The sequence below is a fragment of the uncultured Rossellomorea sp. genome (genome assembly GCF_947488365.1).
Lineage (GTDB): Bacteria > Bacillota > Bacilli > Bacillales > Bacillaceae_B > Rossellomorea.
In genome coordinates, this window is the sequence record NZ_CANKZT010000003.1 from 453,799 (window position 1) to 480,089 (window position 26,291).

Below are 26,291 nucleotides of genomic sequence, written 5' to 3' on the forward strand. Positions count from 1 at the left end.
GTTGTTTTTTTGATAAAAATAAGCAGACAAGTTATAGCACTTTTAATAATTATCTTTTCAATCTACGGTCTAATATCTAATCGAAACGAACTTCTACCATTTTTGCAGTTGTTTTTCGGGCTACTTATGTTAGTTTATTGTATTGAAACTTTCATTATTGATAGAAAAAGAATTTGGGGCATTGTATTTTTGGGCTGTTCAATTATATCTTTCGCCACCTTTGTCAATAGTTCAGTATTCCATTAAACCAGCTAATAGTTTGTCAACATTTTTCAATGAAAAGTTCAGAATAAACATGTTACACTAAATTTGGGCATACCAAATAGCCTTCCACTATGCTTGTTATGGAAGGTTTTGTATTAAGTGGACAAGTCTATCTTTTAATCTATATCTTGGAAAGCTTCTTTGCTTGTTAAAATGGCAAAGATCCATCTTAAAAGTTTGTTTACACAGGCTATCACGGCTACTTTGTAAGGTTTCCCTTCGTCTCGCTTTTTATCATAAAAGGCTCTTAATCTTTTGTTTCGAGGGATAACCTCATCGGTGATTTTCTTTTTGCGACAGTCACGAATGGCACACTTCACCGCCATAAATAACGCCTGGCGAAGACGGCTTGAACCTCTTTTGGTTATGCGATTGATCGTGGCTCTGAATTTGCCAGATTCAAAGACACTTGGATCAATTCCTGCGAAGGCTACAAGCTTTTTTGGGTGACTAAACCGTTCAATCTCCCCGATTTCAGAGATAATCGTTGCCGCGATTTTTTCTCCAATTCCAGGGATTGATTTTATAAGTTCATATTCTTCTACTTCTTTTGCGAGAGCGTCTATTTCAGCTGCCAACTTTGATAGATGCTCTTTATACTGTAGAAGCATATGAATATACATATTCATGCTCAAGATATGGCTTTGATAAAGTGTTTTTTGAATTGGATTACGCTCTGCCGCCTCTTTCAATTCAGTAGCTTTTTCTTTTGCCCATGCTCTAGATCGAGACTTACATAATTCAGCTATCTTATCAGAAAGCTTTCTCGTCAACCCTTAATATATCCTCAGAAGAAGGGTATTCCTTTAACGTCAGTAGTGATACCACTGAATATAAGCTGCCAAAAACCCCTTTATACTCCGGAAAAACTTGATCAAGTAGGGATTGGAATTGTAATTTAGCCTGTACATGAAGTTCGGTAATGTTCTCATGTTGCCTTGTGAGATTTCGAAGGTTCAAGAGTTGGATTCCTCTTTTTTTGTAGGGCTCTAACTCCTCCTTATAATACAGCTCACATAGGTGATAGGCATCAATCACATCGGTTTTTACCTTCCGTAAATTTGAACTTTTGGCTCTATAGGAGACAAGGGGATTAACAATAATTAATAGATAATCACGCTCCTCTAAATATTGAACGACTGGAATGTGAAAGTGACCTGTAGATTCTAATACGACCGGAGGTCTAATCCCAGTAAAACCCCTTATTTCTTCAAGATACTCTACTAGACAATCAAGACCTTCTATTGTGTGTGGGATACTGAAACTCTTTCGGTGAGGCTTTCCTTTTTCTAAGAATGCTTGAATTTGACTTTCTCCTTTAGAGACATCCAGACCAACGACTGGATTCATTCTAAAATCTCCTCCTTATGAATAAACTTGCCGGTAACCCCTAACTCCATCTTGCAGTGTCATAGCTTCGCTTGTTATACGGGATCCTAGTCCCAACCAGCCTCAATCATGTTTCTACAAGTAGGGGGCGAACAGTTTAATGGACGGGATCAAGTCCCACGGGGGCTTCCGTTCTACCCCGGCTACCGTAATCATATATCGATATAAAAAATGGTCAACCAGAAATATCTTGCTGACCTTATAATACGAAAGGGGGGCTTAACAGAATAAGAAGATAATAAAGACATAAAAACCCAGAGTCATTTGCTCTGGGTTTTTTACTGTTAAATATCGTGCTATTTACATCGTTATTTTCGTTATTTCTGCTGCTAATTGGTGTGTGATTTAAGGTTTTCCCTCCCTCAACGGAACCCGTTACGATTTTCAATAGGGGGTTTTTTGTAACGAAATCACTCCAGCATAGTCTTACTTAGGATGGGAGGCATATACGGACACCGACAGTCCAAAAAAAACAACCGGCCGGGGCCGGTTGTTCATCACTCTTTAGCTTTTCTGAGCATTCATCGCTTCCATTTCTTCCTTACTTGGACCATACACGCCAGGAACCTTTAGACCAGCTTGTCTCATCAGAACCGTCAACTGTCCGCGGTGGTGGGCCTGATGCTGAATCAGCAGGCGGAATACGCCCTGAACCGGCATCTCCATGCCGAACAGATTCACCATCTCGTTCATCTTCTCATCCGACACCTGTTCAGAAACGGCTTCGATCAGGCGATCACTGACCAACTTATACGTTTCACTGATTTCACTTGCTGTTACCGGCGCATCTTTTCGAAGATCAGGCACTTCGAATGTGATCCCGACCTGAGCAGGGAAGTAGTATGTAGCTCCCGTGATATGCCATGCGACGCTTCCGATACTGTATAAGCCTGGCGCCACCTCTTGTTTCAATGACTCGTCTGTCAGGGCATCGAGCACCTTTTGGGTTACGGCTGCTTCTTGTTTCCATTCTTGTAAGAAATCATTTTTTGATGTAAACATGGTTATTCCTCCCTTAATGTAATCAACATTATTGTAGCACGTTGAGTGACGAGAACGCTTCTTTTAAAGACTGAGGTTTTCTTCGATCATGACAAAGCGCGACATCCTGGCCAGTGGCGGTATTTATGCTAAAACGTCATCACTCTGAAACAAGCAACTTCGTCTTACACGTGCTAAATTCCTCTATCCAATCAGATCCAATGTTTCCATCCGTGACAATATAGTCGACCTTCTGGAGAGGGGCGATCCGGACGGTGACCTCTTTGCCGAATTTGGTGTGGTCTGCTGCCACATAGACTTTTTTCGAGATTTCGATGATTTTCTTCCTGGTGACGGCTTCTTCAAGGTTGTAATCGGATATGCCCCTCTCGGTTGTGATTCCGCTCGCGCAAACAAAGGCTTTCAGAATGTTCAGCTCATCAAAATTAAATATATAATCGTAGGCGACGACGGAGCTTTCGTGTCTTCTGATCTTGCCGCCGATGATGATGAGCTCGATTTCACTGTTGATGAGCTCTGTGATGACAGGCAGTGAATTGGTCACGACGGTCAGGTTTTTTCTGTTCTTGATGGCTTTCGCCAATTGATAGGTCGTGGAGCCGCTGTCGATGTAAATGCAATCTCCCTCTTGGATCTGTTCATTGCATCGTCGGGCGATGCTTTCCTTTTCTTCAAGTCGGCTCACCATGCGATCAGCCATCGCGGATTCCCCGAAGTCATCTTCAAGTAATTTGATTCCTCCATAAATCTTTTCGATCTCTCTGTTTTCAGAAAGAATGTTTAAGTCTCTCCTAAGTGTATCAATGGATATGCCTAACTCTTCCGTAAGTTCTGCGTGTTTTAATACCTTCTTTTCTTTTAATAAGTCCATGATTCTTTGACGTCTTTCCAGTGGAAACATACCCTCACCCATTCTGTATTGTTACTTGTAGTGTAAGGGTACTGGCGGAAACTTTCAATGATGATTATGTAAAAATATGAAAACACCTTTGTTAATATATGCATAAGTTAGTTAGAAGTTATTAAAAATATGTGCAACTTTTACATAACCTTTACACAAAACGTGACGTCTATTTACAGAACGTTTTTATACTGAGGGTGTGATTGAGGAGGTGACGCGTTTGCTTACATTACATGGAGTTCGCAAACAATTCGATAAAAAAGTCGTGTTAGAGGATATCACGATTGATATTAACCAAGGGGAGATCGTTTCGCTTCTGGGTCCGAGCGGAAGCGGGAAAACGACGCTGCTCAACATCATCCTGGGGCTCACAAATATGGATGATGGACGAATCCTTTTCAACGGACAGGACGTGTCAAACGTCTCGATGAAAAAGCGCGGATTCAACATCGTTTTTCAGGATTATGCGTTATTTCCAAATTTGAACGCGTATCAAAATATCGTGTATGGACTCAAAAACCAGAAAGTGAAACTCCTAGATGCAGAACTGCAGGAATACATAGACTTCCTGGAGCTTGAGCCTCATCTGGAAAAACGGATCGGCGAGCTGTCAGGGGGCCAGAAACAGAGAGTCGCCCTTGCACGGACACTGGTGACGAGGCCGAAAGTGCTGTTACTCGATGAACCGCTGAGTGCATTGGATGGCGTGATCAAGGAGTCCATCAAGGACCGGATCAAGTCAATCGCGAAAGAACTGGGACTCACGACGATCATCGTCACCCACGATCCCGAGGAAGCACTGACGCTTTCCGATAAGATTCTCATTATTAATGAAGGAAAGGTCGCCCAGTATGGAACGCCTAAGGAAATTATTCAACAGCCACAGGATGAGTTCGTCCGGGAGTTCATTTTGAAGCAGCTGCAAATTAAGCGAAACAATATTTATGCCCTGTTTGGTGATAGCCATGATTAAAGTGAAACCGGAAATGAAGGTCATCTTTTACGCTGCATCGGGATTGTTTCTAGTCTTCTTGGTCCTGCCTCTCATGTTCTTGCTGATGAAGTCCCTTGAAGGTGGTCAGGGGTTTACGTTATTGACGTATCTAGAGGCCTTATCAAATGAGGAGATTTTAACCGCGATCGGGAACAGCTTTAAAGTATCGGCGGTAACGGCATTGATCACAACGGTCCTGGCGTTTGTGATGGCCTACTCGATCAATGCAACGAGAATTCATCCAGCCTTCAAGGGTGTGTTGAAAACGGGGATACTCCTGCCCATGCTGCTTCCGACCATTACATACGGATTTGCCATTATGTACTCCTTCGGAAATCAGGGGCTGTTTTCGAAGCTGTTTGGCTCGCCGCTCTTTGATATGTATGGCTTTAACGGGCTGCTGATCGGTTATGTGATCTACACATTGCCGCCGGCGTTTCTCGTCATTCATAATTCGTTTCAGTACATTGACAAGAAATTCATCATCGTCTCGAAGCTGATGGGGGACAGCACCATCAGAAGCTTTATGAATACGATCGTCATTCCGCTGTGGGGGACACTCGGAGGGGCCTTTGTCCTTTCGTTCATTCTTAGCTTTACAGACTTCGGCATTCCTGCTTCCATCGGGGGAACATATACGGTGGTTGCGACGCTCTTGTATCAGGTGATGCTCGGTTCGATCCCGGATTTCAATCAGGGGGCTGTCATAGCCGTACTGATGCTGCTGCCGGCTGTCCTGGGAATCCTGCTCCTTCGCTATTTGGAGAAAATGAATTTTCACTATGACAAGGTGACGGACACGGAGCTGCTGGGGAATCGATGGAGGGACGCGGTCCTTGGATCACTTGCCTTTCTTATTTTATCCGCGATGGTCGCGACGTTTGCGATTATGTTCATCGCTCCGTTCCTGAAGCAATATCCGTTCAACAATACCTTTACCTGGGAGCATATCATCGATACGTTCAGCTCCAGTGATTTAACGGGGGTCTATAAGAATTCTCTTTTCGTTTCCGTACTGACGGCGATCTTCGGAACCATTGTCGCCTATGGAGCGGCCCTGATCAATGGAAGGACAGCCGTGAAAGGAAAATCCGTTATGGACGGGATTGCAATGGTCACGAATACGGTTCCCGGGATGGTGCTCGGGCTGTCTTATCTGCTTTTATTCAATGGGACGAGCTTCAAAGGTACCTTTGCCATCTTGATCTTCTGTAATTTGATTCACTTTTTCACGACCCCGTATTTAATGGCAAAGCATTCCCTGTCGAAGATGAATCCAGGCTGGGAAACAACAGGGGAGCTCCTCGGGGACAGCTGGTTCAAAACCGTGCGCCGGGTTATCATTCCGAACTCAGCCACGACCATTCTTGAGATGGCGGGCTACTATTTTATCAATTCAATGGTTACGATCAGTGGAATCATTTTTCTGATCACGGCAGAAACGTCGTTGGTTTCGAGTAAAATCCAGCAGCTTCAGCACTTTGCGAAGTTCAACGAAATCTTTGTCCTGTCCCTGCTCATCTTTGGGACGAATTTGATCGTCAAGCTGTTACTGGGCTTTTGGCAAAAAAGAGCATCACTTCATACGTTTTGAAAGGTGGCGGCCTAAGACAGTGGTCGCAAGCCTTGAAAATAAAAAATCTACTCAAAGGGAGACATGAACATGCTAAGCAAAATGAAAAAAGGGTTTCTACATTTATTGCTGGTATCATCTGTTGCAACACTGGCAGCATGCGGCAGTTCGGCATCAGGGGAAGAGGAAAAAGTGGTGATTTCAACGAATGGCGATGATGAAGCGGTGGAAGCGATGGAAACCGCATTGAAAGGCGCAGGCTATGAAGGGAAATATGTCATTCAATCCCTCGGGACATCTGAATTAGGCGGAAAGCTTTTAGTAGAGGGAGAGAAAACGGATTCTGATTTGATTACGATGAGTTCTTACTATATTGAAAGTGCTCAGAAAAAGTATGACATGTTTGCTGATTTGAAATTTGATCCGAAGGCATTGGAGGAGACTCCAGCTTATTATACTCCGATTCTATCAAATACAGGCTCCATTTTCGTGAACACGGAAATCCTGAAACAAAAAGGCTTAGAGATGCCAACGTCGATCAAGGACCTGGTGAAGCCGGAATATAAAAATCTTGTATCGATCCCGAACATTATGGATTCTTCTACAGGCTGGCTTCTCGTCCAATCCATCATGAGCGAGTACGGTGAAGAAGAAGGGAAAGCCATTCTACAACAATTGATTGCGAATGTCGGGCCTCATCTTGAAAGCTCAGGCTCCGGTCCCATCAAGAAGGTGCAGGCAGGAGAGGTTGCTGTCGGATTCGGACTGCGTCATCAGGCAGTGGCAGCCAAGGAAAATGGAGAGCCCATCGACTATGTCGATCCGACAGAAGGGAACTTCTCGTTAACTGAATCGGTAGCGGTTGTGGAAAAGGATGAAGCGACCACGGAGCTTGCACAGGAAATGGCGAAGGTCATCATTGAAGACGGACGAGAAGAGTTAATAGAGTCCTATCCTGTTGCGCTTTATAAAGGGGAAACCGTATCTGAGAGCAATAAACCGGCTCATTCGAAGACATTCTCAGAGCCATTGACCGTCGATCTATTGAAAGAACATCAGGAATTCTTTAAATCTGCTAAATAAGGAGGGGGAACCTATGAACGCATATAAGCTGTTAACACCGGGTCCCTTAACGACATCGGGCACGGTCAAAGAGACAATGCTCGTTGACCGCTGCACGTGGGATCAAGACTATAAGACGATCACTCAAAAAATACGACATCAGCTGCTTGAACTGGGCGGATGTTCAAATGAAGACTACACGGTTGTCCTCATGCAGGGAAGCGGGACATTTGCGGTGGAGTCCGTCATGATGACCGCCATCTCAGAAGAGGATAAGCCCCTCTTGATCACCAATGGTGCTTACGGGGAGCGGATTGTCAAAATGGCTGAGGCGATTGGCATGCCATTCAGCCAGTACAGTGTGGAGTATGATGAGGTCCCGAAGGAAGAAGAGATTAGAAGAATCCTAGAGTCAGACCGTGACATTACCCATATCGTGATGGTGCATTGTGAAACGACGACCGGGATCCTGAATCCATTAGAGATGATATCTGATGTATCCAATCAATATGGGAAAACCCTTATCATTGATGCCATGAGCAGCTTCGGAGGAATCCCGATCAACGTTCCGGAGCTTGAGATTGACTACTTGATCAGCTCGGCGAATAAATGCATCCAGGGCGTTCCCGGCTTCGGCTTCATCATTGCGAGACGCGATAAGCTGATGGCCTGCGCGGGAAACAGCAGAAGTCTGTCACTCGATTTATATGATCAGTGGAAAGGCATGGACGCGGACGGCAAATGGCGATACACGTCCCCGACCCACGTCGTTGCAGCCTTTTCACAAGCGATCGATGAACTGCTGGAGGAGGGCGGCGTTTCCGCGAGATTCGATCGGTACCAAAAGAATAACCGGATCTTAAGAGAAAAACTAAACGGGATCGGCTTTGAATCCTATATTGCAGACAAGCTTCAGTCGCCGATCATCACATCGTTTATATACCCGACGGCCGCATTTGATTTCGAAGACTTCTACACGTATGTAAAAGAAAGAGGCTATGTGATTTATCCAGGAAAGCTGACGGAAGTGAATACCTTTAGAATCGGCAACATCGGTGAAATCTATGAAGAGGATATAGAAAATCTTTGCGACGTTATCACAAAATATATGGGAGATGAGACGAAATGAATCGACTAGAAGCGGTGATTTTTGACTGGGCAGGAACGACTGTAGACTATGGATGTTTTGCCCCTGTCAAGGTGTTCATGGATATTTTCAAACAGGCGGGCATCGAGGTGACCATGGTGGAAGCGCGTCGACCAATGGGAATGCTGAAGATCGACCATATCAGGGAGATGCTGAGCATGCCGAGAATTTCCGGCCTGTGGGAGGAAGTGCACGGTCGGCCGTTCCAGGAAGAGGATGTAGAAGCTCTTCATTCAACCTTTGAAACGACTCTTTTAACGAATCTCGCGGACTATACGGATCCAATTCCACATGTCATTGACACTGTGGAAAACCTCAGGGAGATGGGGCTGAAGATTGGTTCCACCACGGGCTATACAGGTTCGATGATGGAAATCGTCGTGCCACATGCAGAGAAGAAAGGGTATCGACCGGACTTCTATATCACGGCGGACGACACAAACTCCTTTGGCCGACCGTTCCCTTATATGATTTTCCGGAACATGGAGGCTCTTCATTTGACGGCACCGTGGAAGGTCGTCAAAGTCGGTGATACGGTATCTGATATGAAAGAAGGCGTCAATGCAGGAGTGTGGACCGTGGGTGTGATCGAAGGAAGTTCGGAAATGGGGCTGACTCAAGAGGAGTTTGATAGTCTTTCAGAGACGGAGAAGGACCAGGCCAGATCCAAAGTGGAGCAGGTTTTCTATGCGAACGGCGCTGATTTTACCATCCAAACCATGAAGGAGCTGCCGGAGCTGATTGAACGTATCAATGAAAAGATCGAACAAGGAAAGCGGCCGTATGAGCAAGAACGAATTGAAGCGTGAGGGGGATATAAATAAGAGTTCCCGGCGTTCTCAGTGGAATGAGCGATTATCCGAGCGAAGTACCGCATTCCTTCAGGAGGATGACCGGTCCTTTTTAAAACAATCCATGTCGACTCCCTGCCTCGAGGCGGTGGCTGATGCGGAAGGCTGCTATATCACGGATGTGAATGGGAAGAAGTATCTGGACTTTCATGGAAACAGCCTTCATCAGGTCGGCTACAAAAACCCGTATGTTGTGGAGGCAGTCAAGAAGCAAGTAGAGGAGCTGCCGTTCATTCCGAGGCGGTTTACAGCCGACATTACGATTCGAGCGGCTCAGGCACTTGTGAACAAAACAACATCAAAGGATTACCGGGTTTTGTTCACGCCCTCAGGCAGTGCCGCTGTTGGCCTCGCTCTTAAAATCGCCCGAAAGGCAACCGGACGGCACAAGGTCATTTCCATGTGGGAATCGTTCCACGGGGCAGGACTTGATACGATTTCCGTCGGGGGCGAGTATGTGTTCAAGAAAGACATGGGTCCCCTCATGCCGGGAGTACTGAAAGGCATTCCGTATAATGGATACCGAAATCTCATCAACAGTGAAGATCCTGAAGAGATCGCGTCCTTTTGCCTTCGGTATCTGGAATACATGATTGAAAACGAAGGGGACATCGGGGCGATCTTGCTGGAGCCGATCCGGGCCACCGATACGCATATCCCGCCGCGCAGCTATTTCGAAGGACTGCGGAGGATCTGTGATCACTATGGCATCCTTTTGATCTTTGATGAAATCCCGACCGGCCTTTACCGAAGTGGAACGTTTTATGTCCATCAGCAGTTTGGTGTGGAACCGGACCTGCTTGTATTGGGGAAAGGCCTGGGAGGGGGAGTCATCCCGCAGGCTGCGGTCCTTGCGAAAACGGAGTACGATTGTGCCGGGGATGTTTCTCTTGGGCATTATACACATGAGAAGCCGGCACTCGGAAGCGCGGCAATCCTTGCCATGATTGATTATATCGATGATCATAAGCTTGGGGAACGGTGCCAGAGGCTTTCTGCGTTTGTGCGTGATGAGCTGAACAGGCTTGCTGAGCGGCATGAATGCATCGGAGACATCCGGATTGCGGGACTCATGATTTCGATTGAACTGGTGAAGGACCGGGGAACGAAGGAGAGACACCCTGATTTAGCTGAGCGTGTCTTGTATTACTGCCTGGAACGAGGATTGTCGTTCAAGGTTTCGGGTGGGAATTGTATGACGTGGCATCCTCCGCTTGTTGTGACAGAGGAGGAGTTGGGGTTTGCTGTGGGGTTGGTTGATGAGGCGTTGGGTGAGTTGGTTTGAGCCGGGGGGACAGGTCCCTTGGCTCTTTTTTTGTGGAAGCAAGTGGACGGTTCTTTTGCTTTTTTATACGTGAAGAGGAGACAACTAAATCTATCTTCCCGGATAGTGATTGAAGTATGATGATTGGTAAGAGGGGGAAGCGGATAAACTTTACACTACATGAAGCAATTGAAATATTGGAGAGAACCCCAGTCACACTGGAAACGTTCTTGACTGGTTTGTCAAAAGGACGCCTGGAATGTCATGAAGGCGATGGGGCGGCCATGATGTGCCGAAATGACAATTGTAGTAGCATCATTGTTGGTATATTAACAAGTAGAACTCGCCGAAGTGAATGTGGCGAGTTTCTTTATATAGAAATACAATTATGGATACGGCTCATCGTAATCTTTCAAATAAGATGTATTCCCCTTTATGGAAGAACCAGGGGGGGAAGTGAAATAAGCGGAATTTTTCCGGTTACATTCAGAATGGAACTTGTTTTGGTGGTACATAAGCGGAAGTTTTCCGCTTATGTATAGAGAAATTACCTATTTTTGTGTTTTTTGATTAAATAGGCGGAATCTTTCCGTCTATTTCAGTCTTTTTCAATAGTCATTATGAATTAAGCGGAATTTTTCCGACTATTTATCAGCTGTGGTGTTTGACCATATCTCTCAATTGATACGTGCGTCTTCTTTTGAACCTATAGGTGGGAAGCAAGGGGACGGTTTTTATGAAAAGGAAGCAGAAGGACCGTCCCTGTGCATCTTACTTCAACTGCAGCTCAATCTCATATTCCTTCATCTCAGCCTCGAAATCATCCTCCGCTCCCTGATGCCCCGAGAACTCCAACTTGATCCACTCGATATCTTCTGCGTGGCCTCTTTCAAGGTACCAGATGATATTCCCTTCCTTGATGACCCCTTTGTCGATCTCTCCGCCGATGCTATCTGAGACCCACATATCGGGCATATCAATTTGTTCCCCGGTGCTAGTGACGAGGACGGCCTGGTCCGGGTAAAACGTGAACTTGCCGTCCGTTGTATTTTCCATTTTGAATTTCACTCCCACTGCTGACGTCTCTGCGTTTTCATCTTCCATCGTAGGAGCTTTATCCGTCACAACTGCTTTCTGGATTTCCATCTTCAATCCATTGTAATCATCCGACCAGGTTGCATCATTGTAATACGTCCAAATATCGTTTTCCTGTGCTGTTTCCTCAGGATTTTCTTCCTTAGCTGGTTCACTTGTCGTCTTGGCCTCGGCTTTTTCTGTATCATTTTTATCCAGTTCCTCCACAGCTGCATCACCTCCGCAGCCTGCAAGCATGAGGGTCAGTGCACTAGCGAATAGTAAACACAAAATCTTCTTCATGAAAAAATTCCTCCTCTTGAAATTGAATGTAAAACATTTCCTGATAGTTTTAGTGTAATGGGTTACCCTTTTGAATTTTTGGTAAGGGGGAGGGTTCTATTTTAAAAATCATTTAATATATGGGAACTGGGGTGACATGGAATGCGTTAAAATGCAGCGGGATAAAATGGTGCTGGGACAAGAAAGCTCTCCCTTCTTCTTTGGAATAGTTCTAAAGTCACGTATAGTATTTTGAAAGGTTTTGTTCATTGACAATCGTGGTATAAAAGAACGATGATAAAATTCCTTTTTTTGTCATCCCTCCATTTCTAAATAGAATGATGAAGATAAGGGTGGTACTATATCATTAGCGGAATAATCTGTAAGGGAGATGCCAGCATGGGACTCTACAATGAATTGAATGACATTCAAAGTGTGATTCATTCCCGATCGAGCGATATTCAGGAAAAGATTTCGCGATTGAGGGATGCAAAGAACGCCATTCTGAATGAACAAAGTCAACTATTAAATGAAATTAAGCAAATCCAGCAGCCGGAATTACATAAAAATTGGATGGGTCCGAGGTCGGAAGATTATCATGCGGAACGGGATTCTGCCCTTCAGGCGATGAGGCAAATAGGACATGAAAACTATGACGAATACGTCAGCTCCATAGAATCAAAGATTCATTCCTTGGAAGCGCAGCAAGGGATTATTAGCTTCTACGGCAATCTGGCCAATGACGCAGAATATTTACTTTCCAAAGGTGAAGATTTTTATGAGCAGGTCTCCCATAAACTCAGTGACTTGAAAGGGAGGTTATTTTAGATGAATGTGAACTCGGGATCTGGAGGCGGATCAACGCAGCAAATAAAGCTCAACCACAGTGAGGTCATGGCGAAACTGAATGAAGCGCTCAACTCACTGGAACGGCTTCAGCTAAAGGCACCCGCACAGGAGCAGTTGGGACGGAACAAGCTGAATTATACGGATGCATGGATTCAGCGCGAACAGAACATTCAACTGTTATTGAAGGAATATATCGCCACAGTGGAAAAGAATATTGAAGATACAAAAGTAAATGTAGAAGCTTTAAAACAACAGGATGAAGCCATAACAAGATCCTGATAGAAAGGCAGACGCGACCATTGAAAGTATATGAAGCCCCCACTTTACTCGACGCAATGTCATCACGTCGACATGAATACGAGACATTAAGAGACCAACTTCTTACATTAAAAAGTTCTTTTCAAGCCATTGTGGAACTTGACGATGAATTCCAGGGAAAGGGTGCCGATGCCATTAAAGGCTTCTACGGCGCTCAAATCAATGTCGTTGAGATTTGGATTCAACTTGCTGAAAGTAACATCGCTTTTTTCAATGGCATTCAGGGTGACGCAGAAGGGCGAAACCTTGGCAGGGAAACGGTGGAACTTCCATTCTTGGAGGAAGATCTTCATCAAAGCGAGCGACGTTCGGGTGAAATGATCGCTGCACAGCAGCAGGAACTCCAAAGAATCCTCAATCGCATAAGCGACATCCAACCGCTGAATGTCTTTTCACGGGATCGATTCGATACCCATATGGAAGAAGCAAGGAGGCAGCGAGAAGATACACTTGACTCCGTCAATCGATTTGATGAAGAATTAAAAAGGGAATATCAACATTTAGAGGTCAGCGAACAGATACTCTCAGGGCTGATGAGGGAATTAATGGAATCATCCAGGCAAGGGAGTCACATCTCACCGCTCTATTTCAACGCGGCAGCCTATTACTCCAGTGATGCCTATAAGTTGACAGACGACATCACAGCCCAGTCGGACTCTTACTTGAAATTCAAGGAATCACAAGAACAGGCAAGAGAACCTAAACCAATCCCGGAAGAGGAAATCAACGAAAACCCCATCACCGAATCCCTCAACAGTTTTAAAGAAATCGGACAGGATCTCTGGGCTGGGATGGAGAAGAGAAATGAAGACAAATTTGACTCCGTCTATGATTTTGGAAACTACATTACGGCAGGCGGACTGGATGTAGGCAAGGGCTTCACGAGTGGTCTGAAGGAACGTGCTGAAGTAGCAACCGACTCAGGCTCTGACTTTATCAACTACCTGACGATGGGTGGAATGGATCTTTTCAATGGAGCTGTAAACCCAGATGACACTTACTCTAAAGAACACTGGTTGAACAGCTTCGGACTGGCAGCACTTCTTGTCGGCGGTGCCAAACCTGGGTTAAAAGCCAAAGGTGGCACGAACATATCAACTCCAGCACCTAAGACAGTTCCGAAAGTTTCATTGAATCATAGATGGGATCAGATCCGGTTGAGGATTGATGATCTTTATAACCGGCCAATGATGGTTGCTGATAATGGGATGTTGGTTGGTGGAGAGCCTGGGTGGAGTCGGCTTTCTGTTGATAAGGCGGTTAATGAGAGAGAGATAGGTACTGGTGATAGGGTTGGTACTAAAGATACGGCTAAAGTTGATAAGGATGCTAGTGAGGTAGGCAAACATGTAGATGATGTGAAAATCCCTGAAAATATGAAGAAATGGGATTATCCACCTAGCAAAGAATTATTTAAGAAATATGAAGATGTATATAAGAATCCAGAATATTATGACCAAAATACAGGAGAAATACATTGGCCTCCTAATGATGGATTTGTTATGGGAACTCAAAGAGCAGATATATTACACTATGGAACGGTTTTGGATAGATACGGGAATCCATCCGGTTCCTTTTTAGCTCCTGAAAGCGATTCATTTCCAAGTAGAGCCTTAGCTCCGCATAGTGAAAAAGCACCTTATTATGTTTATGAGGTTATTGATGATTTTGAAGTAACAATAGGGGAGATTGCTCCTTGGTTCGATCAGCCAGGTGGAGGAACGCAAATCATTAAATATAAATCTAATGGTCGACCTTACTCTATAGAAGAACTAATAGAGCTTGGCTTTATTAAACAAACAAACCCATAAAGGAGTGTAAAATATGGACCTAGATGGTATATATCATTTAATTGAAACAGAATTTAAAGTGGTCAAAAAGGAAAAAGAACTTATTTGCGTCGCACCACTAAATGGAGAAGAATATCCTGAAACTATTGTTAAATTAACTCTAAATGAAGTGAATAATCATTATGAGCTTTTTGAAGTTGTTAGAGGAAAAGAATACAAAGTAGATGTATTTTCAGATAAATTTAAATCCGTAATAGCCTTATATTTTTTTTCAAAAAGCAAGTTAGAAGTAAGGAAACATAATGCTAATGGTCGAAATGAGATTGAAAGTGCAGCATCATTAAATGATATTCAAAAGATCTTAAGAACTTTTTCAGATGAACAATATTATTCGTTTTTTAACCTTAAGCCTAATAAGATCATTTTAGAAAAAAGCACAAAGGATAAGTATAATGTTTTATTCTTGGGTAAAAATGACTCTAAGATTTATATAGCTGAATCTAGAAACTTGAATAGTGCAGCGATTGTTCTATACAATTTTTCTTTTAAATTAAGACATTTTTATGATTCTATTAATAAGACTGAAGTGAAAAATGATCCTGATTTTATAGAAACTCTAAAAGTCTTATATCTTTTAGGATAAAGAATGCAAATATATATTTAGGGGGACGACGGGACTGGAAATCACAGGGCGGTACCATTAATTACTTAATATAGAACTAAGAAGCACAGGGACTGATCTCGTGCTTCTTTTTAAATTGATAGGAAGCATCAGAACCATCCCATGCCTCTTAAGGCATAGACCTCTTTAACGATGCTCTGAACCCTGACGCTGTCTATTTTCAAAGGGAAATTGGTTAAACCGCTTTGGGCCTAGCAGCACTACTCAGCTATATCCGTGAAATTAGTCAGTGAGGTGAAAAGATGAACATTAGCATTGCAGCAAAAATCATGAATAAGGCAGGAAAGCAGATAACAATAGAACCTGACAAGTTAGTTGAAATAAATCCTCCTTATGAAAACTATCACTACCTAAAAAAAGTAGGGGAAGAGTGGGAATTCGGCTTATTGTTGGTTGAAAGACAAGAAGTCCCTAGTGAAAAAGTGATAAAACTGTTCAAATCAGAAGAAGAGGCAGCAATGTATTTTTTAATGAATAGGTTATCTGCCTTCTACTTTGATAAAAGAATCCGTCCGTTTATGATGGAACATCAGGAATTTGATATTGGTGGTCCGGAATTTAATGAAAGAAAGTTTCATGAAGCCATATATCTAATAGGGATCCCCCCAACTCTGTTTTCTTTAAATGACACCATCTTAAAAACTAACAGAATAATAGTAGATGCAGAAGATGATAAATTTATAGTTAAGTATAGAGGTGAAGATGGGAAGACTATCAGCTCCACCTTACCTATCAGTAAGAAAAGAGCACTTTTCTTTGCTTTTAAGAAACTATTTCTGTTTTATATATTTAATAAAGAAGTTAAAGATCTACTGATAGAACATGGGGAGGGAGATAATATTACCGATGAAGACATTAGTGTATTCTTAACTTAAAAATCTTTATTAATAAAAAATTTAAAGTAGTATTTAGATGAATAGAAAAAAGTTTACAATACTTAACTAAAAACACTTGAGGCATCAAAGGAAGAAAAAGCACGGGAACAGTTCTCGTGCTTTTTTTGCAATAAGTATAGAGGTGTGTGAAATTTGGACATAAATGGTATATATCATTTAATTGAAACAGAATTTAAAGTGGTTAAAAAGGAAAAAGATCTAATTTGCGTCGCACCAGTAAATGGAGAAGAATATCCTAAAACTATTGTTAAATTAATTCTAAATGAAGTAAATAATCATTATGAGCTTTTTGAAGTTGTTAGAGGAAAAGAATATAATGTAGATGTATTTTCAGATAAATATAAATCCGTAATAGCCTTATATTCTTTTGCGAAAAGCAAGTTAGAAAGTAAGAAAACATAATACTAATGGTCGTAATGAGATTGAAAGTGCAGCATCATTAATTGATATTCAAAAGATCTTAAGAACTTTTTTAGATGAACAATATTACGGATCTCGTGCTTCTCTTTACATTCAGTGGAAGCATCAGAACCGTCCCCGTGATACCGTGACGAAATTGACAGAGCCCTGTCCCATTCCCCTTTCAAAATAACCATAGAACCCTTTCACAGGATTCTATGGCAACGAGTGCAGCCTCATGGATTCCATGTGCGGACTCCTGGTCACAAAGTGCCTCAGACGGCGATGACTTCAAGACCGCGTTTGAAAAAGGAGTAGCGGCCGCTGTTGAGGGAGCAGAGAAAACCAAAGATATCGTTGCCCGGATGGGACGTGCCGGTACGGTAGGTGAACGAAGCCTCGGTCATCCAGATGCCGGTGCTTATGCGCTGGGGGTTATCTTTACGGAGCTTGCGGAGAGTTTGAAATAAGGAGTGGAGGAAGCAAGGGGACGGCTCTCTTGCTTCTTTATTTTGTGGGTTGGAAGCGAGAGAACCGTCCCTGTGCTTCCATTAACGAAACTTTCCAATTTAGCTAAACGTATACATATATAATGAATAAAAACAGTGGTGGACTCGAGGAGGCGGTCAGAATGGAATTGCATATCTTTCTAGCCATTTTCGGTTTATAAGTGTTGATTTTCCCTATTGATCTAACCTATGCAATATCGCTTCTTGATCACTTTAAAAGCTGAAGAGGAGAAGAACCGATTGAAAGGAAAGAAACAGGGAGATATGTATGATGCCATGAATGCTGGTGAACTGAGCCTTCATGGGAATATGCAGGGGAACCCGTTATTCTTTTTGGCTAATCTTTTTGCTCCGATATTGTATAGGGTGAGGCATGGTGGGGATCGGAAGTAGGTAAAGGGATTCTTTTGCCCTGGCTTTCTTAACCTATCAAGGAGGTATTTCAATGAAAGGGAAAATGGAGAAAATAAGCATGGTAGAAAACCTAATAGGTAGTTTGTTATTATTTTGGGCAGGGTTTCAAGCCTTTTACTTCATAAAATATGGACATGAGACTGAATTCGCCTATTATGTGAATATTGCAGGCCCTGCCCTTCTAATCCTACTATTATTAACTCTAGCTATCAAAAAAATCACGGATAAAAAGATTATAATGTTTTCCTTATACGTAAGCCTTTCTATTGTTGTCGCTTATGTATCTTCTGCCTATTTTTTATAAAAGAAGAAGATTATATATACTACTAGATCGAAAGCATGGGAACGATCCCCATGCTGCCTTATTAAATAAAGCAAGACCAGAAAAACATCTGTTTTCCGGACCTGCTTATAGAGATTTTTCAGAGCCCTTTTCCTTTGAAGCAATTAAATCTGCCACAAGGATATAACGTTCAGGCGATGCCCCAATAAAGTGAAAAGGATAGCATGTAGAAACGGTCAATGTTGCGTTGGGTTTTGGTACGATGACGGTTGGATCGTCCTTGTCCACAATGCGTACTTTCTTTACTTTATACGTAAATTCCCCCGCAGTTGTTTGTACGATAAGCAGATCGCCTACTCTAACTTCACCAAGCTTACGAAAGACTGTGTCCCGATGCCCTGACAGAATGGAATTGTCCTTTTCACCAGGCAAGACACTTCCGGCGAAATGGCCCACTCCTTTTTCCAGTTCATCTTCATCTGTTCCATGAAAGATGGGCAGCTTTGCCTCCAACTTTGGAATAATGAGTTCACCTATATTTTCACCTTTTTCGGGACGTTTAGAGTAAAGGGGCTTTTGTTCTTTATGCTGTTCCTTTACATCCGGCTCTGCTTTATAGTCCGCGGCGTCTACTTGACCCGTTTGAGAGAGCCAATACCCTTTCAGATAGGCGTAGGCATTCGTCCCTCCAAACCATAGACCGAATACCATCAACAAGACAGATAGGGAAAGAAGAAGCAAGCGATTGCTTCTTCTCATGTTGTATTTTCTCATTGGTTGATTCCTTTATCCCCGATGCGACGGAATAAGAAGATACCGGCTAATACAAAGGCAATCCCGGCGAATGCTTTTCCGGCATAGTTGGATGCTGTCGTTGGAAGCTCTCCGCCTTTGACGGTTTTCGCCAGAGGTTTTGCTGTCTTGCTTTCTAATGCTTTTGGATTTTCTGTCACGATTTCCTCTGCCTGCATCATGTCTTTACCCGTTTCCTGGATAAGTCCAGAGTCAAACATGTCAGCGGTCAATAAGATATCGGCAAGAAACGCTCCTTGATGGTTGTATAGTTCGATCAAGAGATCATACCCATTTGTTGTATCCATTGTAAGTAAAGATTCAAATGATACGGGGTGTTTTTCACCGTCTTTTACAAGATAATAATTCGTCTTCAATTCAAATAGATCAAGCATGTCATTCAAAATATCAAATAGTTCTGCCGTTTGTTCAGCTGACAGTTCTTCCGCCGTTTCAAAATTTTCAAATGCCATCATTCGTTCACTTAACTCAATCATCTGATCGATTAAAGCAGGATTTTCGAAATCAAGTGTTTCAAGATGAGTAAACAGTTTCTCAAATTCCTCATCCGTCAGTCCAATCTCTGCGAACAGATCAAATAGTTCGTCTGAAGTGTCATCCCCGTTCACATAGAAGTCAACGGCAAGCTCAAGATCTTCAATATATTCATAGTTTTTGATCGAATCATCGTTTTCATTTAATAGCTTCTCCAGTGCATCTTTTGAATCAAAACCATAATCAGTCAAAAGCTTCTGAAGATTTTCTTTGTCAATTGGAGTACCTTCCCAACCGTTTAAGTAGAAGTCGACGTATTCATGAAGATCTTCAGAAAAAATGATCCACGTTCCTTCTAATACATCTTGTCCTTCTTCTATGTCACCAAACTCAACAAGAAGTTCATTTAACTCTTCACGGCTTAGGTCAAATTCTTCTAACACAAGCCCAACAGATTCTTCCGAAAGAGGGGTACCAAGATCATCAATCGACTCAACATCTTCTAAGTACCATTCTTTCCTTTCAAGATAATCGATATAGTCTTGCTTCTTCCAGCCAATACCCTTTAAAAACATTTCGAACTCTGGTTCATTCGGCTCAATGGCAAAAGTCATAACAGGTAAGACGCCAAAGCCGATGACAAGAGCCATAAGTATAGAAAAAAACTTCTTCATTCCTTGTCCCCCTAGGTTTCTCTATATAATTCTAGAATAGTATAATTCTTGGGGTTCTAATTAGATATAGGTATTTTTTTCTAGGTGTAACGGGGCGGTTATCGTGAATTTTTGCATGTAGAGGAATCATCAAACCGATCCCCATGCTTTCTGGAAAAATTCGAATGGCTGTCAAGTTTTTGACATAATAAGGCAGGCATGTCAGTATTGTAGAACTGATACTGTTCCTCGTTCGTTTTAATGTGGGACAAATTAATAGATGAAAAGGGGATTTACTGGTTTGTACTTGATACTATCAATTTTTTTAGCAAGTATACTAGGTTTGGTATTATTTATATCGGGACCTTGGGTAGGCGGTATTCTTGCTTTCGGCATCATGGCAGGTTGCATGTTCAGGGGTCTCTATCTGTTGAATGACATACATAGAAGACTAGTAAATGATCTACCGAGAGCTGATAAAGCAAAAGAGGCATATAAAGACTATTTGAGAGAAAAAGAGGAGAACGATCAAAGGTAAGAGAAAGGGATTTCCATCATCAAAAAAACGTCCAGAGTAAATAACCCTGGACGCTTTTTAATGATAAATATCAGCTGCCTGTCTGTTGTTTGTCCTTCTCCACAGCTTTCAGTCGTTGACCTTCGTCTGCAGAGCTACTCTTCTCTTGATCGTTTCCATTCATAAGGTCGCTGGTAGCACTTTTGAATTCTTTTAATGTGCTTCCGAAAGCACGTCCGATTTCTGGGAGTTTGGAAGGTCCAAAGATGATCAACGCGATGACAAGTACAAGGATTAATCCTGGGATTCCGATATTGGTTAGCATAATTCAGCCTCCTGTTGGGTTTATAGTATGGGCATGCCGTGTCGTGCGAACGCAGCTGCTTCCAGGTCTGACATTCCCTGGACTTCGGCAAAGGCCGATAGTGTGTCTGAAATTTTCGGTGCGTAGGCAGCGGGTGGTGCAGCATGGCCCATGAGCCTTCTGCGGGATGCATTTTTTCTGGCGAATGGTCCCCAGATCGCGAAGGTCATCCCGGGTGATTGAATATTGATGAAGAAGGTTCGGCCGTCTGTCGAGAACGTTGGTCCTGCAAGTTCTGAATTGTTCACTTTGTTCTCTGCGAACACGTACGTTTCGCCTTCTGGTGTCATTCCGATAATACGATCGACACCGTCCCCGTCTTCCGCGATCCACAGGTCTCCCCATGGAGTGATGCAGATATTATCAGGCATTTCCAGATCATTCTGCGCAGTGGATTCATAGAATAGCTCCAGTGTGTTGGTGGCCGGGATATAGCGGTACACACGGCCCAGATCTTTATCCCCTGCGGATGTATCGTCAAACCAAAACACGCCGCCTTCGAAATAAGCCCCCTCCAGACGGCTGAAGGCAATGCATCCTTGTCTGCTTGCATCAAGGGTCGGTTTCTCTGGATCGACATCCTTCCATACAATACCGAATTTCTGACCTGTACGGAACGAGCTGGTTTCATCCTTGCTCATTTCTTCGATGGCTGCCGCTTGAAGCTTGCCGCCTTTTTGCAGGGCGCCGACCTTTTGACTGCGGTCGTTCGGAAGGAAGCGATATAAATAACTCGGCCCGGCGTCTTCGGTTAAATAGACGATCCCTGTTGCCGGGTCAATGGCCGTGGCTTCATGGGAAAAGGCACCCATGTCGCGGATCGGGGTTTTCGAGATGTTGTTTTCTGGGTTGTTTGGATCCACTTCGAACACATAGCCATGACCTTCTTCCAGCGTTTCTTCACATGTGAGCCATGTGCCCCATGGAGTCGCTCCGCCTGCGCAGTTACGGATGGTACCGGAGGAAGAGACATATTCCTTCATGACTTGGCGGTCAGGGCCGACGACCAAGGAAGTGGTCCCGCCAGATTCTTCACGACGGTATGGATTTTTCCCGATCACGGGGTATTTGCTGTTTCCGCTCAACTCATGGTTCCTCACGAGGATGGTGGAATTATGGGGGCCACTATAGGCGGCCATCCCGTCGAACTTGGCAGGGACGGGTCTGCCATCCGATAGTGAATTTCCTTCCTCTGAAATGATCCGGTATTGGAAACCGCGGGGAAGGTCCATCACTCCGCCAGGGTCCTTGACAAGGGGACCATAGCCGCCGGTCGTTTTCCTGTTTTGGGATGTGCCGGCAAATGCTTTATTTCCACCGAAAGACATCAATCCAGTGCTGCCGAGGGCAAGGGCAGCTGTGCTGATCCCGCTTGCTTTCAGAAAGTCTCTTCTGTTCATATCGTGTTTATTCACGTCTTTTCACTCCTTAGAACTAAATTTTCTTGACCTGCATGTGACTCCGTCGATTGAGAAGCGCGTTTCTTATACGCAATCGTTGAACAAGTAATGCTGACTTCATATAAAAGGAGAAGCGGCAGGATGACGAGTACATCCGACAGGAAATCTGGCGGCGTAATCAGCACGGAAATGACAATCAGCAAAAAATAGGCTATTCTTCTTGATTTCTTCAATTTGGCCGGGTCCAAAATGCCAAGTACCGTCAGAAAGACAATCACTAAAGGCATTTCAAATAACAATCCAAAAGGTAAAGTAAGGTGCAGCATAAAGCGGAAGTATTTTTCCGCCGTGAACATCGTTTCAAATTGGCCGGCTGACAGGGTGGTCAAAAAATTCAGGACGATGGGAAAAAGTAAAAAGTAACCGAACCCAATGCCGGAAATAAACAAAAAGAACAGGGCGGGTATGAAGCGTAACGTGACTTTTCGTTCTGTCGGGCTCAGGCCTGGTGAGACAAACCGCCAGATTTGGTAGGCAGCGACAGGAATGGTTGCAGCCAGTGAGAAGACGGCGGCAATCATCACGTACACCCAAAGAATCTCACTCGGTCCGAGAATCGCAAGCTTCATGTCTAAATCCCTGATCAGCCACCCGTAGATCGGTTTCATAAAAGCCATCCCCACGATCAGGAAACCAATGAAAGCGAGCACGGTTTTAATGGCCCGGCTCCTGAGCTCTTCCAAATGTCCGATCAGCTGCTGGTTGCGATCTTTCATGGCATCAGCCTCCTTGGTGCTAATTCATTTGCATATGTTTGCCTTTTTGGGCCTGTTTTTTATGGGCCCTGTTGTGCGCTTCATGACGATCCTCTTCCACCTCGGAAGACATTGGTTTTCCTTGAGGAACGGTTGACGTTGAAACTTCCTTCAGTCCTTCTGAATCTTTTTCGTACACGAATGAAGCTCTGGTAGAAATATCTGCACCGGGACTCGAGACGAATGGAAGGACACGATAATCGGTTCTCCACTCGGTCTGCGTGACATGACAGCGTACGTAGCCGCGATAATCGTTGAAGAATTTAATATGTTCGTTCTGGGCAAGAATCCGGTCTGTGTCAGCACGCTTGTCCGCCCCGTCTCCACCGGATGTGATCGACGTGCCGACAAACTCGGCTCCAAGCATTTGGGAAGAAGGATCATCAAAGTCTGCCAGGATATTGGAAGCCCAGTTCGCGTGTACATCACCTGTCAGGACGATCAGGTTATCCATGTTTTTCTTACGGACAAAATCCGTGATGCGCTCCCTTGCAGGTGTGTAGCCGTCCCAGCCATCCATGCTGTAACGCGGTTGATCAGGGCTTGGACCATAATTTCGTTTGGCAAAAAAGATTTGCTGGGCAAGTACATTCCAGGAAGCAGCCGATTTGCCAAGATGATCAAGGACCCATCGTTCCTGCTCGCCACCCAGCAAAGTGCGTGAAGGATCCAGGGATTCTGCCGTCTGCGGAGAGCTTTTGTCTCCATTCGCCTGATCGGAACGATACTGACGGGAATCGAGCACCATGAAATTGGCCAGGTTCCCGTATGAGAACTGACGGTAAAGCTGCATGTCCACTCCATGTGGCATCGACGATCTTCTTAATGGCATATGTTCATAGTAGGCTTGATAAGCAGCCACACGCCGGTTCACGAACTCTTCCACAGACTGACCTTTTTCCGGGATCATATCAGCATAGTTGTTTTCCACTTCATGGTCATCCCATGTCACAACCCAAGGGAAAGCCGCATGGGCAGCCTGCAGGTCCGCATCTGTCCGGTATTGGGCATGGCGGTTCCGATAGTCCTCCAACGAACGGATTTCAGGACCTTTATGGTGTCGTACATTTCCTGTACTTGCTACATACTCATGGGGACCGTATTCATAAATGTAGTCTCCAAGATGGAAGACGAGATCAAGATCTTCTTTGGCCATGTGCTTATAGGCTGTATAATAACCGTGCTCATATTGCTGACAGGAAGCAAAGGCGAAAGTGAGGCTGGCGACGTCTGCATTCAGGGCAGGAAGGGTTTTCGTTTTTCCGATCGGACTGTAATCCTTCCCGACTTTGAAGCGGTAGTAGTACACCGTACCGGCTTCCAGATTCCCAACTTCTGCATGAACGGAGTGAGCGAGGGACGGACTGGCCATTTCCGTACCGCGCTGAACAACCCGGCGGAAATGTTCATCTTTCGCGATTTCCCACTTCACAGGAATCTTGCGGTCAGGCATCCCGCCGCCATTGAGCGGGTCGGTGGCTAAACGTGTCCATAACACGACACTATCCGGCAGCGGATCGCCAGAAGCCACCCCAAGTAAAAACGGATAGTCCTCTAACCCGGCTTCTTCTGCAGAGACAGAGAAACCGCCCATGGATTGAGCAATCGCCACTCCTAACGAAATGCCGGCGACTTTCCCCGCACCTTGAAGGAAGCTGCGGCGGTCGACCCCTTTATGTAAGGTCTCTTCATTAAGCTTTTGAATCCAATTTTCCATCGATCTATCATTTGTCATGCGGATGTCTCCCTTCATGAATCTATTCAATCGAACAGTTCATAGTATAGGGGGTCCGTTTTAACTTGCTGTAAATGAATGTAAATAGAGGATAGAACAGGAGGGTAATCATTCCCGGGACAAAAGGATGTTTATTGATTGAATATTTCAATAAATAGGGAAGATTCAGCAGATTTCACCAATTTTCCATAGGAGGTCAGTCCCGTTTTTCTTAACATGGATGAAAAGAAAACTACATAATAAAATGAATAGAGGGAGAAGGAGATATACGGGCACTGAAATAAGGAGCAGAAATTCCTCCACATGTCTACAAAGGAAATAATAAACAAATTATCCACTTGACCAACTACTTGTCCAGTTGCTATATTTATCTCAAGACCACTATTTTGGTGAAAAAAATGAATAAGACTCCAAAGGGGAGTAGCTTTCAAGTATGTCGTCATTTCGTGATGGGATTCCCGTCTCCGGCCTGCTTGGCAACTGCGATGTTGCTTGCGAGACCTTTGCCTACAAGGTAAAGGACCCCCTCTGTATAGATGCAGATGAAAGACCTTTACCAATCGGTAGAGGTCTTTTTCTATTGGAAAAGGAGTGGTGTCAGGGGGATGTTGCAGCAAGTCGTTGAGTCGCGTGACAATGGGCCTGAATGTAAAAAATGGGGAAAGAGGGATGAACATTGGAATGGTCTTTATTAGTGGAGTATGGCTGGGTCTTAATGATATTAATCGCTTTGGAGGGAATCCTGGCTGCGGATAATGCGCTGGTCATCGCGACGATGGTCCGGCACCTGCCGGAGGATAAGCGGAAGAAAGCATTGTTCTACGGCTTGGCGGGAGCGTTTGTGTTCCGGTTCGGTTCCTTGTTCCTGATCTCATATCTTGTTGACATCTGGCAGGTGCAAGCCATCGGTGCCGTGTACCTGCTTGGGATTGCCATCTACCATTTACTCAAGAAGCATGTAATCAAAAAACAGATTGAAAAAGTGAAAGATAAGGAAGACACAAAGGGATCCGGTTTCTGGTGGACCGTCGTCAAAGTAGAATTGGCGGATATCGCATTTGCGGTGGATGCCATCCTGGCAGCGGTCGCTCTTGCGGTGACGCTTCCCGAGACCAACCTTCCGGCCATCGGGGGACTTGACGGCGGACATTTCATCGTCATCTTACTCGGGGGAATCATCGGCCTTGTCATCATGCGATTTGCCGCCTCTGCGTTTGTAAACCTGCTGGAGAAACGTCCAGGACTCGAGTCCGCTGCCTTCGTTGTCGTCGGCTGGGTCGGCGTGAAGCTTGCGGTTTACGCATTAGCCCATCCGTCCTTGGGGATCATCTCATATGAGTTTGCCAAGGGATCCGTTTGGAAAGGGATCTTCTGGACGGTACTGATCGGCATTGGAATTGTGGGTTGGGTCAAGTCGAAGCCGAAAGAGGATTCAAACCAAACTTCCCGGAAAGAAATTTCTTAAGTCGGTAAGGGACTGAATAGGCAAAGATCAAGAGCTGAGGGGACTTGGCTCTTTTTTGAATGACGATCAGGGCGAGTCCCAATTGAGTAAGTCCACCTAGGTAAAAGCGCTG

General features: G+C 44.2%; 26 protein-coding genes and 3 pseudogenes. 19 read left to right on the top strand and 10 right to left on the bottom strand.

What is annotated here, in order from left to right:
• Positions 1–380: 380 nt before the first annotated feature.
• From Q1B03_RS13480 to Q1B03_RS13490, 3 genes and pseudogenes are all read right to left on the bottom strand, one after another.
• Positions 381–1,614 (bottom strand): annotated as a pseudogene (locus Q1B03_RS13480) (IS110 family transposase).
• A gap of 543 nt (positions 1,615–2,157) precedes the next feature.
• Complete coding sequence (locus tag Q1B03_RS13485; RefSeq protein WP_299741952.1) at positions 2,158–2,655, bottom strand: DinB family protein; 498 nt, start codon at positions 2,653–2,655, stop codon at positions 2,158–2,160.
• Between the two features lie 139 nt (positions 2,656–2,794).
• Positions 2,795–3,568, bottom strand: coding sequence for a DeoR/GlpR family DNA-binding transcription regulator (locus Q1B03_RS13490; RefSeq protein WP_366141293.1), 774 nt, complete (start codon positions 3,566–3,568; stop codon positions 2,795–2,797).
• 208 nt (positions 3,569–3,776) lie between these two features.
• Here Q1B03_RS13490 and Q1B03_RS13495 point away from each other — a divergent pair, with 208 nt between their 5' ends.
• From Q1B03_RS13495 to Q1B03_RS13525, 7 genes and pseudogenes are all read left to right on the top strand, one after another.
• On the top strand, positions 3,777–4,529 hold the full coding sequence (locus Q1B03_RS13495) for an ABC transporter ATP-binding protein (RefSeq protein ID WP_299741958.1): 753 nt from the start codon (positions 3,777–3,779) through the stop codon (positions 4,527–4,529).
• A complete protein-coding gene (locus tag Q1B03_RS13500; RefSeq protein WP_299741960.1) occupies positions 4,522–6,144 on the top strand; it encodes an ABC transporter permease subunit in 1,623 nt (540 codons plus the stop codon). Before Q1B03_RS13495 ends, Q1B03_RS13500 begins: the two co-directional genes overlap by 8 nt.
• A gap of 69 nt (positions 6,145–6,213) precedes the next feature.
• Positions 6,214–7,206 carry an extracellular solute-binding protein gene (locus Q1B03_RS13505; RefSeq protein WP_299741963.1) on the top strand — a complete coding sequence of 331 codons (993 nt, stop codon included), beginning with the start codon at positions 6,214–6,216 and terminating at the stop codon, positions 7,204–7,206.
• A 13-nt stretch (positions 7,207–7,219) separates the two neighbouring features.
• Entirely contained in the window at positions 7,220–8,314 is a 1,095-nt protein-coding gene (gene phnW, locus Q1B03_RS13510) for a 2-aminoethylphosphonate--pyruvate transaminase (protein WP_299741965.1), read from the top strand.
• Entirely contained in the window at positions 8,311–9,141 is an 831-nt protein-coding gene (phnX, locus tag Q1B03_RS13515) for a phosphonoacetaldehyde hydrolase (RefSeq protein WP_299741968.1), read from the top strand. Before phnW ends, phnX begins: the two co-directional genes overlap by 4 nt.
• Complete coding sequence (locus Q1B03_RS13520; RefSeq protein ID WP_299741971.1) at positions 9,116–10,468, top strand: aspartate aminotransferase family protein; 1,353 nt, start codon at positions 9,116–9,118, stop codon at positions 10,466–10,468. Before phnX ends, Q1B03_RS13520 begins: the two co-directional genes overlap by 26 nt.
• A 143-nt stretch (positions 10,469–10,611) precedes the next feature.
• A pseudogene (locus tag Q1B03_RS13525) lies at positions 10,612–10,725 on the top strand (DinB family protein); the annotation flags it as partial.
• A gap of 493 nt (positions 10,726–11,218) precedes the next feature.
• On the opposite strand, the gene Q1B03_RS13530 reads toward Q1B03_RS13525, so the two are convergent.
• Entirely contained in the window at positions 11,219–11,824 is a 606-nt protein-coding gene (locus tag Q1B03_RS13530; protein ID WP_299741974.1) for a hypothetical protein, read from the bottom strand.
• 378 nt (positions 11,825–12,202) lie between these two features.
• On the opposite strand from Q1B03_RS13530, the gene Q1B03_RS13535 reads away from it, so the two are divergent.
• The 9 genes and pseudogenes from Q1B03_RS13535 (at position 12,203) to Q1B03_RS13575 (ending at position 17,964) form a co-directional block, all read left to right on the top strand.
• Positions 12,203–12,631, top strand: a complete 429-nt coding sequence (locus Q1B03_RS13535) for a DUF5082 family protein (RefSeq protein ID WP_299741977.1) — start codon at positions 12,203–12,205, stop codon at positions 12,629–12,631.
• Positions 12,632–12,931 carry a DUF5344 family protein gene (locus Q1B03_RS13540; protein WP_299741980.1) on the top strand — a complete coding sequence of 100 codons (300 nt, stop codon included), beginning with the start codon at positions 12,632–12,634 and terminating at the stop codon, positions 12,929–12,931.
• A 20-nt stretch (positions 12,932–12,951) separates the two neighbouring features.
• Positions 12,952–14,781 carry a T7SS effector LXG polymorphic toxin gene (locus Q1B03_RS13545; RefSeq protein WP_299741983.1) on the top strand — a complete coding sequence of 610 codons (1,830 nt, stop codon included), beginning with the start codon at positions 12,952–12,954 and terminating at the stop codon, positions 14,779–14,781.
• Between the two features lie 13 nt (positions 14,782–14,794).
• Positions 14,795–15,403: a hypothetical protein gene (locus Q1B03_RS13550; protein WP_299741986.1), complete on the top strand. Its 609-nt coding sequence runs from the start codon at positions 14,795–14,797 to the stop codon at positions 15,401–15,403.
• A 281-nt stretch (positions 15,404–15,684) separates the two neighbouring features.
• On the top strand, positions 15,685–16,317 hold the full coding sequence (locus Q1B03_RS13555; RefSeq protein ID WP_299741989.1) for a hypothetical protein: 633 nt from the start codon (positions 15,685–15,687) through the stop codon (positions 16,315–16,317).
• Between the two features lie 153 nt (positions 16,318–16,470).
• A complete protein-coding gene (locus Q1B03_RS13560; protein WP_299741992.1) occupies positions 16,471–16,740 on the top strand; it encodes a hypothetical protein in 270 nt (89 codons plus the stop codon).
• 239 nt (positions 16,741–16,979) lie between these two features.
• Positions 16,980–17,207, top strand: a pseudogene (locus tag Q1B03_RS13565) (DAK2 domain-containing protein); the annotation flags it as partial.
• A 279-nt stretch (positions 17,208–17,486) separates the two neighbouring features.
• Positions 17,487–17,639 (top strand): DUF3949 domain-containing protein, encoded by a 153-nt coding sequence (locus Q1B03_RS13570; protein WP_299741995.1) that lies wholly within the window; start codon positions 17,487–17,489, stop codon positions 17,637–17,639.
• A 52-nt stretch (positions 17,640–17,691) separates the two neighbouring features.
• Complete coding sequence (locus Q1B03_RS13575; RefSeq protein ID WP_299741998.1) at positions 17,692–17,964, top strand: hypothetical protein; 273 nt, start codon at positions 17,692–17,694, stop codon at positions 17,962–17,964.
• Between the two features lie 105 nt (positions 17,965–18,069).
• On the opposite strand, the gene Q1B03_RS13580 is transcribed toward Q1B03_RS13575, so the two are convergent.
• Positions 18,070–18,717 carry a class D sortase gene (locus Q1B03_RS13580; RefSeq protein ID WP_299742000.1) on the bottom strand — a complete coding sequence of 216 codons (648 nt, stop codon included), beginning with the start codon at positions 18,715–18,717 and terminating at the stop codon, positions 18,070–18,072.
• Entirely contained in the window at positions 18,714–19,904 is a 1,191-nt protein-coding gene (locus Q1B03_RS13585; RefSeq protein ID WP_299742003.1) for a processed acidic surface protein, read from the bottom strand. The genes Q1B03_RS13580 and Q1B03_RS13585 overlap by 4 nt, the downstream gene beginning before the upstream one ends.
• A gap of 280 nt (positions 19,905–20,184) precedes the next feature.
• Here Q1B03_RS13585 and Q1B03_RS13590 point away from each other — a divergent pair, with 280 nt between their 5' ends.
• Positions 20,185–20,421, top strand: a complete 237-nt coding sequence (locus tag Q1B03_RS13590; RefSeq protein ID WP_299742005.1) for a hypothetical protein — start codon at positions 20,185–20,187, stop codon at positions 20,419–20,421.
• Positions 20,422–20,491: 70 nt separating this feature from the next.
• Here the strand turns inward: Q1B03_RS13590 and Q1B03_RS13595 are convergent, their stop codons facing one another.
• The 4 genes from Q1B03_RS13595 to Q1B03_RS13610 are packed head-to-tail and all read right to left on the bottom strand — an operon-like array spanning position 20,492 to position 24,714.
• Positions 20,492–20,725, bottom strand: a complete 234-nt coding sequence (locus tag Q1B03_RS13595; RefSeq protein WP_044338674.1) for a twin-arginine translocase TatA/TatE family subunit — start codon at positions 20,723–20,725, stop codon at positions 20,492–20,494.
• Between the two features lie 20 nt (positions 20,726–20,745).
• Positions 20,746–22,179: an alkaline phosphatase PhoX gene (locus Q1B03_RS13600; protein ID WP_299742010.1), complete on the bottom strand. Its 1,434-nt coding sequence runs from the start codon at positions 22,177–22,179 to the stop codon at positions 20,746–20,748.
• Complete coding sequence (gene tatC, locus Q1B03_RS13605) at positions 22,176–22,940, bottom strand: twin-arginine translocase subunit TatC (protein ID WP_299742013.1); 765 nt, start codon at positions 22,938–22,940, stop codon at positions 22,176–22,178. Before tatC ends, Q1B03_RS13600 begins: the two co-directional genes overlap by 4 nt.
• A 19-nt stretch (positions 22,941–22,959) precedes the next feature.
• Positions 22,960–24,714, bottom strand: a complete 1,755-nt coding sequence (locus Q1B03_RS13610; RefSeq protein ID WP_299742016.1) for an alkaline phosphatase — start codon at positions 24,712–24,714, stop codon at positions 22,960–22,962.
• A gap of 433 nt (positions 24,715–25,147) precedes the next feature.
• Between Q1B03_RS13610 and Q1B03_RS13615 the strand changes: the two genes are divergently transcribed.
• Positions 25,148–25,339, top strand: coding sequence for a hypothetical protein (locus Q1B03_RS13615; protein WP_299742019.1), 192 nt, complete (start codon positions 25,148–25,150; stop codon positions 25,337–25,339).
• 51 nt (positions 25,340–25,390) lie between these two features.
• Positions 25,391–26,179: a TerC family protein gene (locus tag Q1B03_RS13620; protein ID WP_299742021.1), complete on the top strand. Its 789-nt coding sequence runs from the start codon at positions 25,391–25,393 to the stop codon at positions 26,177–26,179.
• Positions 26,180–26,291 lie beyond the last annotated feature (112 nt).

What these genes read in the sequence shown, in the direction of transcription:
- Q1B03_RS13485 (WP_299741952.1), bottom strand. Translation starts at nt 2,655, where the DNA reads ATGTTTACATCAAAAAATGATTTCTTACAAGAATGGAAACAAGAAGCA.
- Q1B03_RS13490 (WP_366141293.1), bottom strand. Translation starts at nt 3,568, where the DNA reads ATGGGTGAGGGTATGTTTCCACTGGAAAGACGTCAAAGAATCATGGAC.
- Q1B03_RS13500 (WP_299741960.1), top strand. Translation starts at nt 4,522, where the DNA reads ATGATTAAAGTGAAACCGGAAATGAAGGTCATCTTTTACGCTGCATCG.
- Q1B03_RS13505 (WP_299741963.1), top strand. Translation starts at nt 6,214, where the DNA reads ATGCTAAGCAAAATGAAAAAAGGGTTTCTACATTTATTGCTGGTATCA.
- phnW (WP_299741965.1), top strand. Translation starts at nt 7,220, where the DNA reads ATGAACGCATATAAGCTGTTAACACCGGGTCCCTTAACGACATCGGGC.
- phnX (WP_299741968.1), top strand. Translation starts at nt 8,311, where the DNA reads ATGAATCGACTAGAAGCGGTGATTTTTGACTGGGCAGGAACGACTGTA.
- Q1B03_RS13520 (WP_299741971.1), top strand. Translation starts at nt 9,116, where the DNA reads ATGAGCAAGAACGAATTGAAGCGTGAGGGGGATATAAATAAGAGTTCC.
- Q1B03_RS13530 (WP_299741974.1), bottom strand. Translation starts at nt 11,824, where the DNA reads ATGAAGAAGATTTTGTGTTTACTATTCGCTAGTGCACTGACCCTCATG.
- Q1B03_RS13535 (WP_299741977.1), top strand. Translation starts at nt 12,203, where the DNA reads ATGGGACTCTACAATGAATTGAATGACATTCAAAGTGTGATTCATTCC.
- Q1B03_RS13540 (WP_299741980.1), top strand. Translation starts at nt 12,632, where the DNA reads ATGAATGTGAACTCGGGATCTGGAGGCGGATCAACGCAGCAAATAAAG.
- Q1B03_RS13550 (WP_299741986.1), top strand. Translation starts at nt 14,795, where the DNA reads ATGGACCTAGATGGTATATATCATTTAATTGAAACAGAATTTAAAGTG.
- Q1B03_RS13555 (WP_299741989.1), top strand. Translation starts at nt 15,685, where the DNA reads ATGAACATTAGCATTGCAGCAAAAATCATGAATAAGGCAGGAAAGCAG.
- Q1B03_RS13575 (WP_299741998.1), top strand. Translation starts at nt 17,692, where the DNA reads ATGAAAGGGAAAATGGAGAAAATAAGCATGGTAGAAAACCTAATAGGT.
- Q1B03_RS13580 (WP_299742000.1), bottom strand. Translation starts at nt 18,717, where the DNA reads ATGAGAAAATACAACATGAGAAGAAGCAATCGCTTGCTTCTTCTTTCC.
- Q1B03_RS13585 (WP_299742003.1), bottom strand. Translation starts at nt 19,904, where the DNA reads ATGAAGAAGTTTTTTTCTATACTTATGGCTCTTGTCATCGGCTTTGGC.
- Q1B03_RS13595 (WP_044338674.1), bottom strand. Translation starts at nt 20,725, where the DNA reads ATGCTAACCAATATCGGAATCCCAGGATTAATCCTTGTACTTGTCATC.
- tatC (WP_299742013.1), bottom strand. Translation starts at nt 22,940, where the DNA reads ATGAAAGATCGCAACCAGCAGCTGATCGGACATTTGGAAGAGCTCAGG.
- Q1B03_RS13610 (WP_299742016.1), bottom strand. Translation starts at nt 24,714, where the DNA reads ATGACAAATGATAGATCGATGGAAAATTGGATTCAAAAGCTTAATGAA.
- Q1B03_RS13615 (WP_299742019.1), top strand. Translation starts at nt 25,148, where the DNA reads ATGTCGTCATTTCGTGATGGGATTCCCGTCTCCGGCCTGCTTGGCAAC.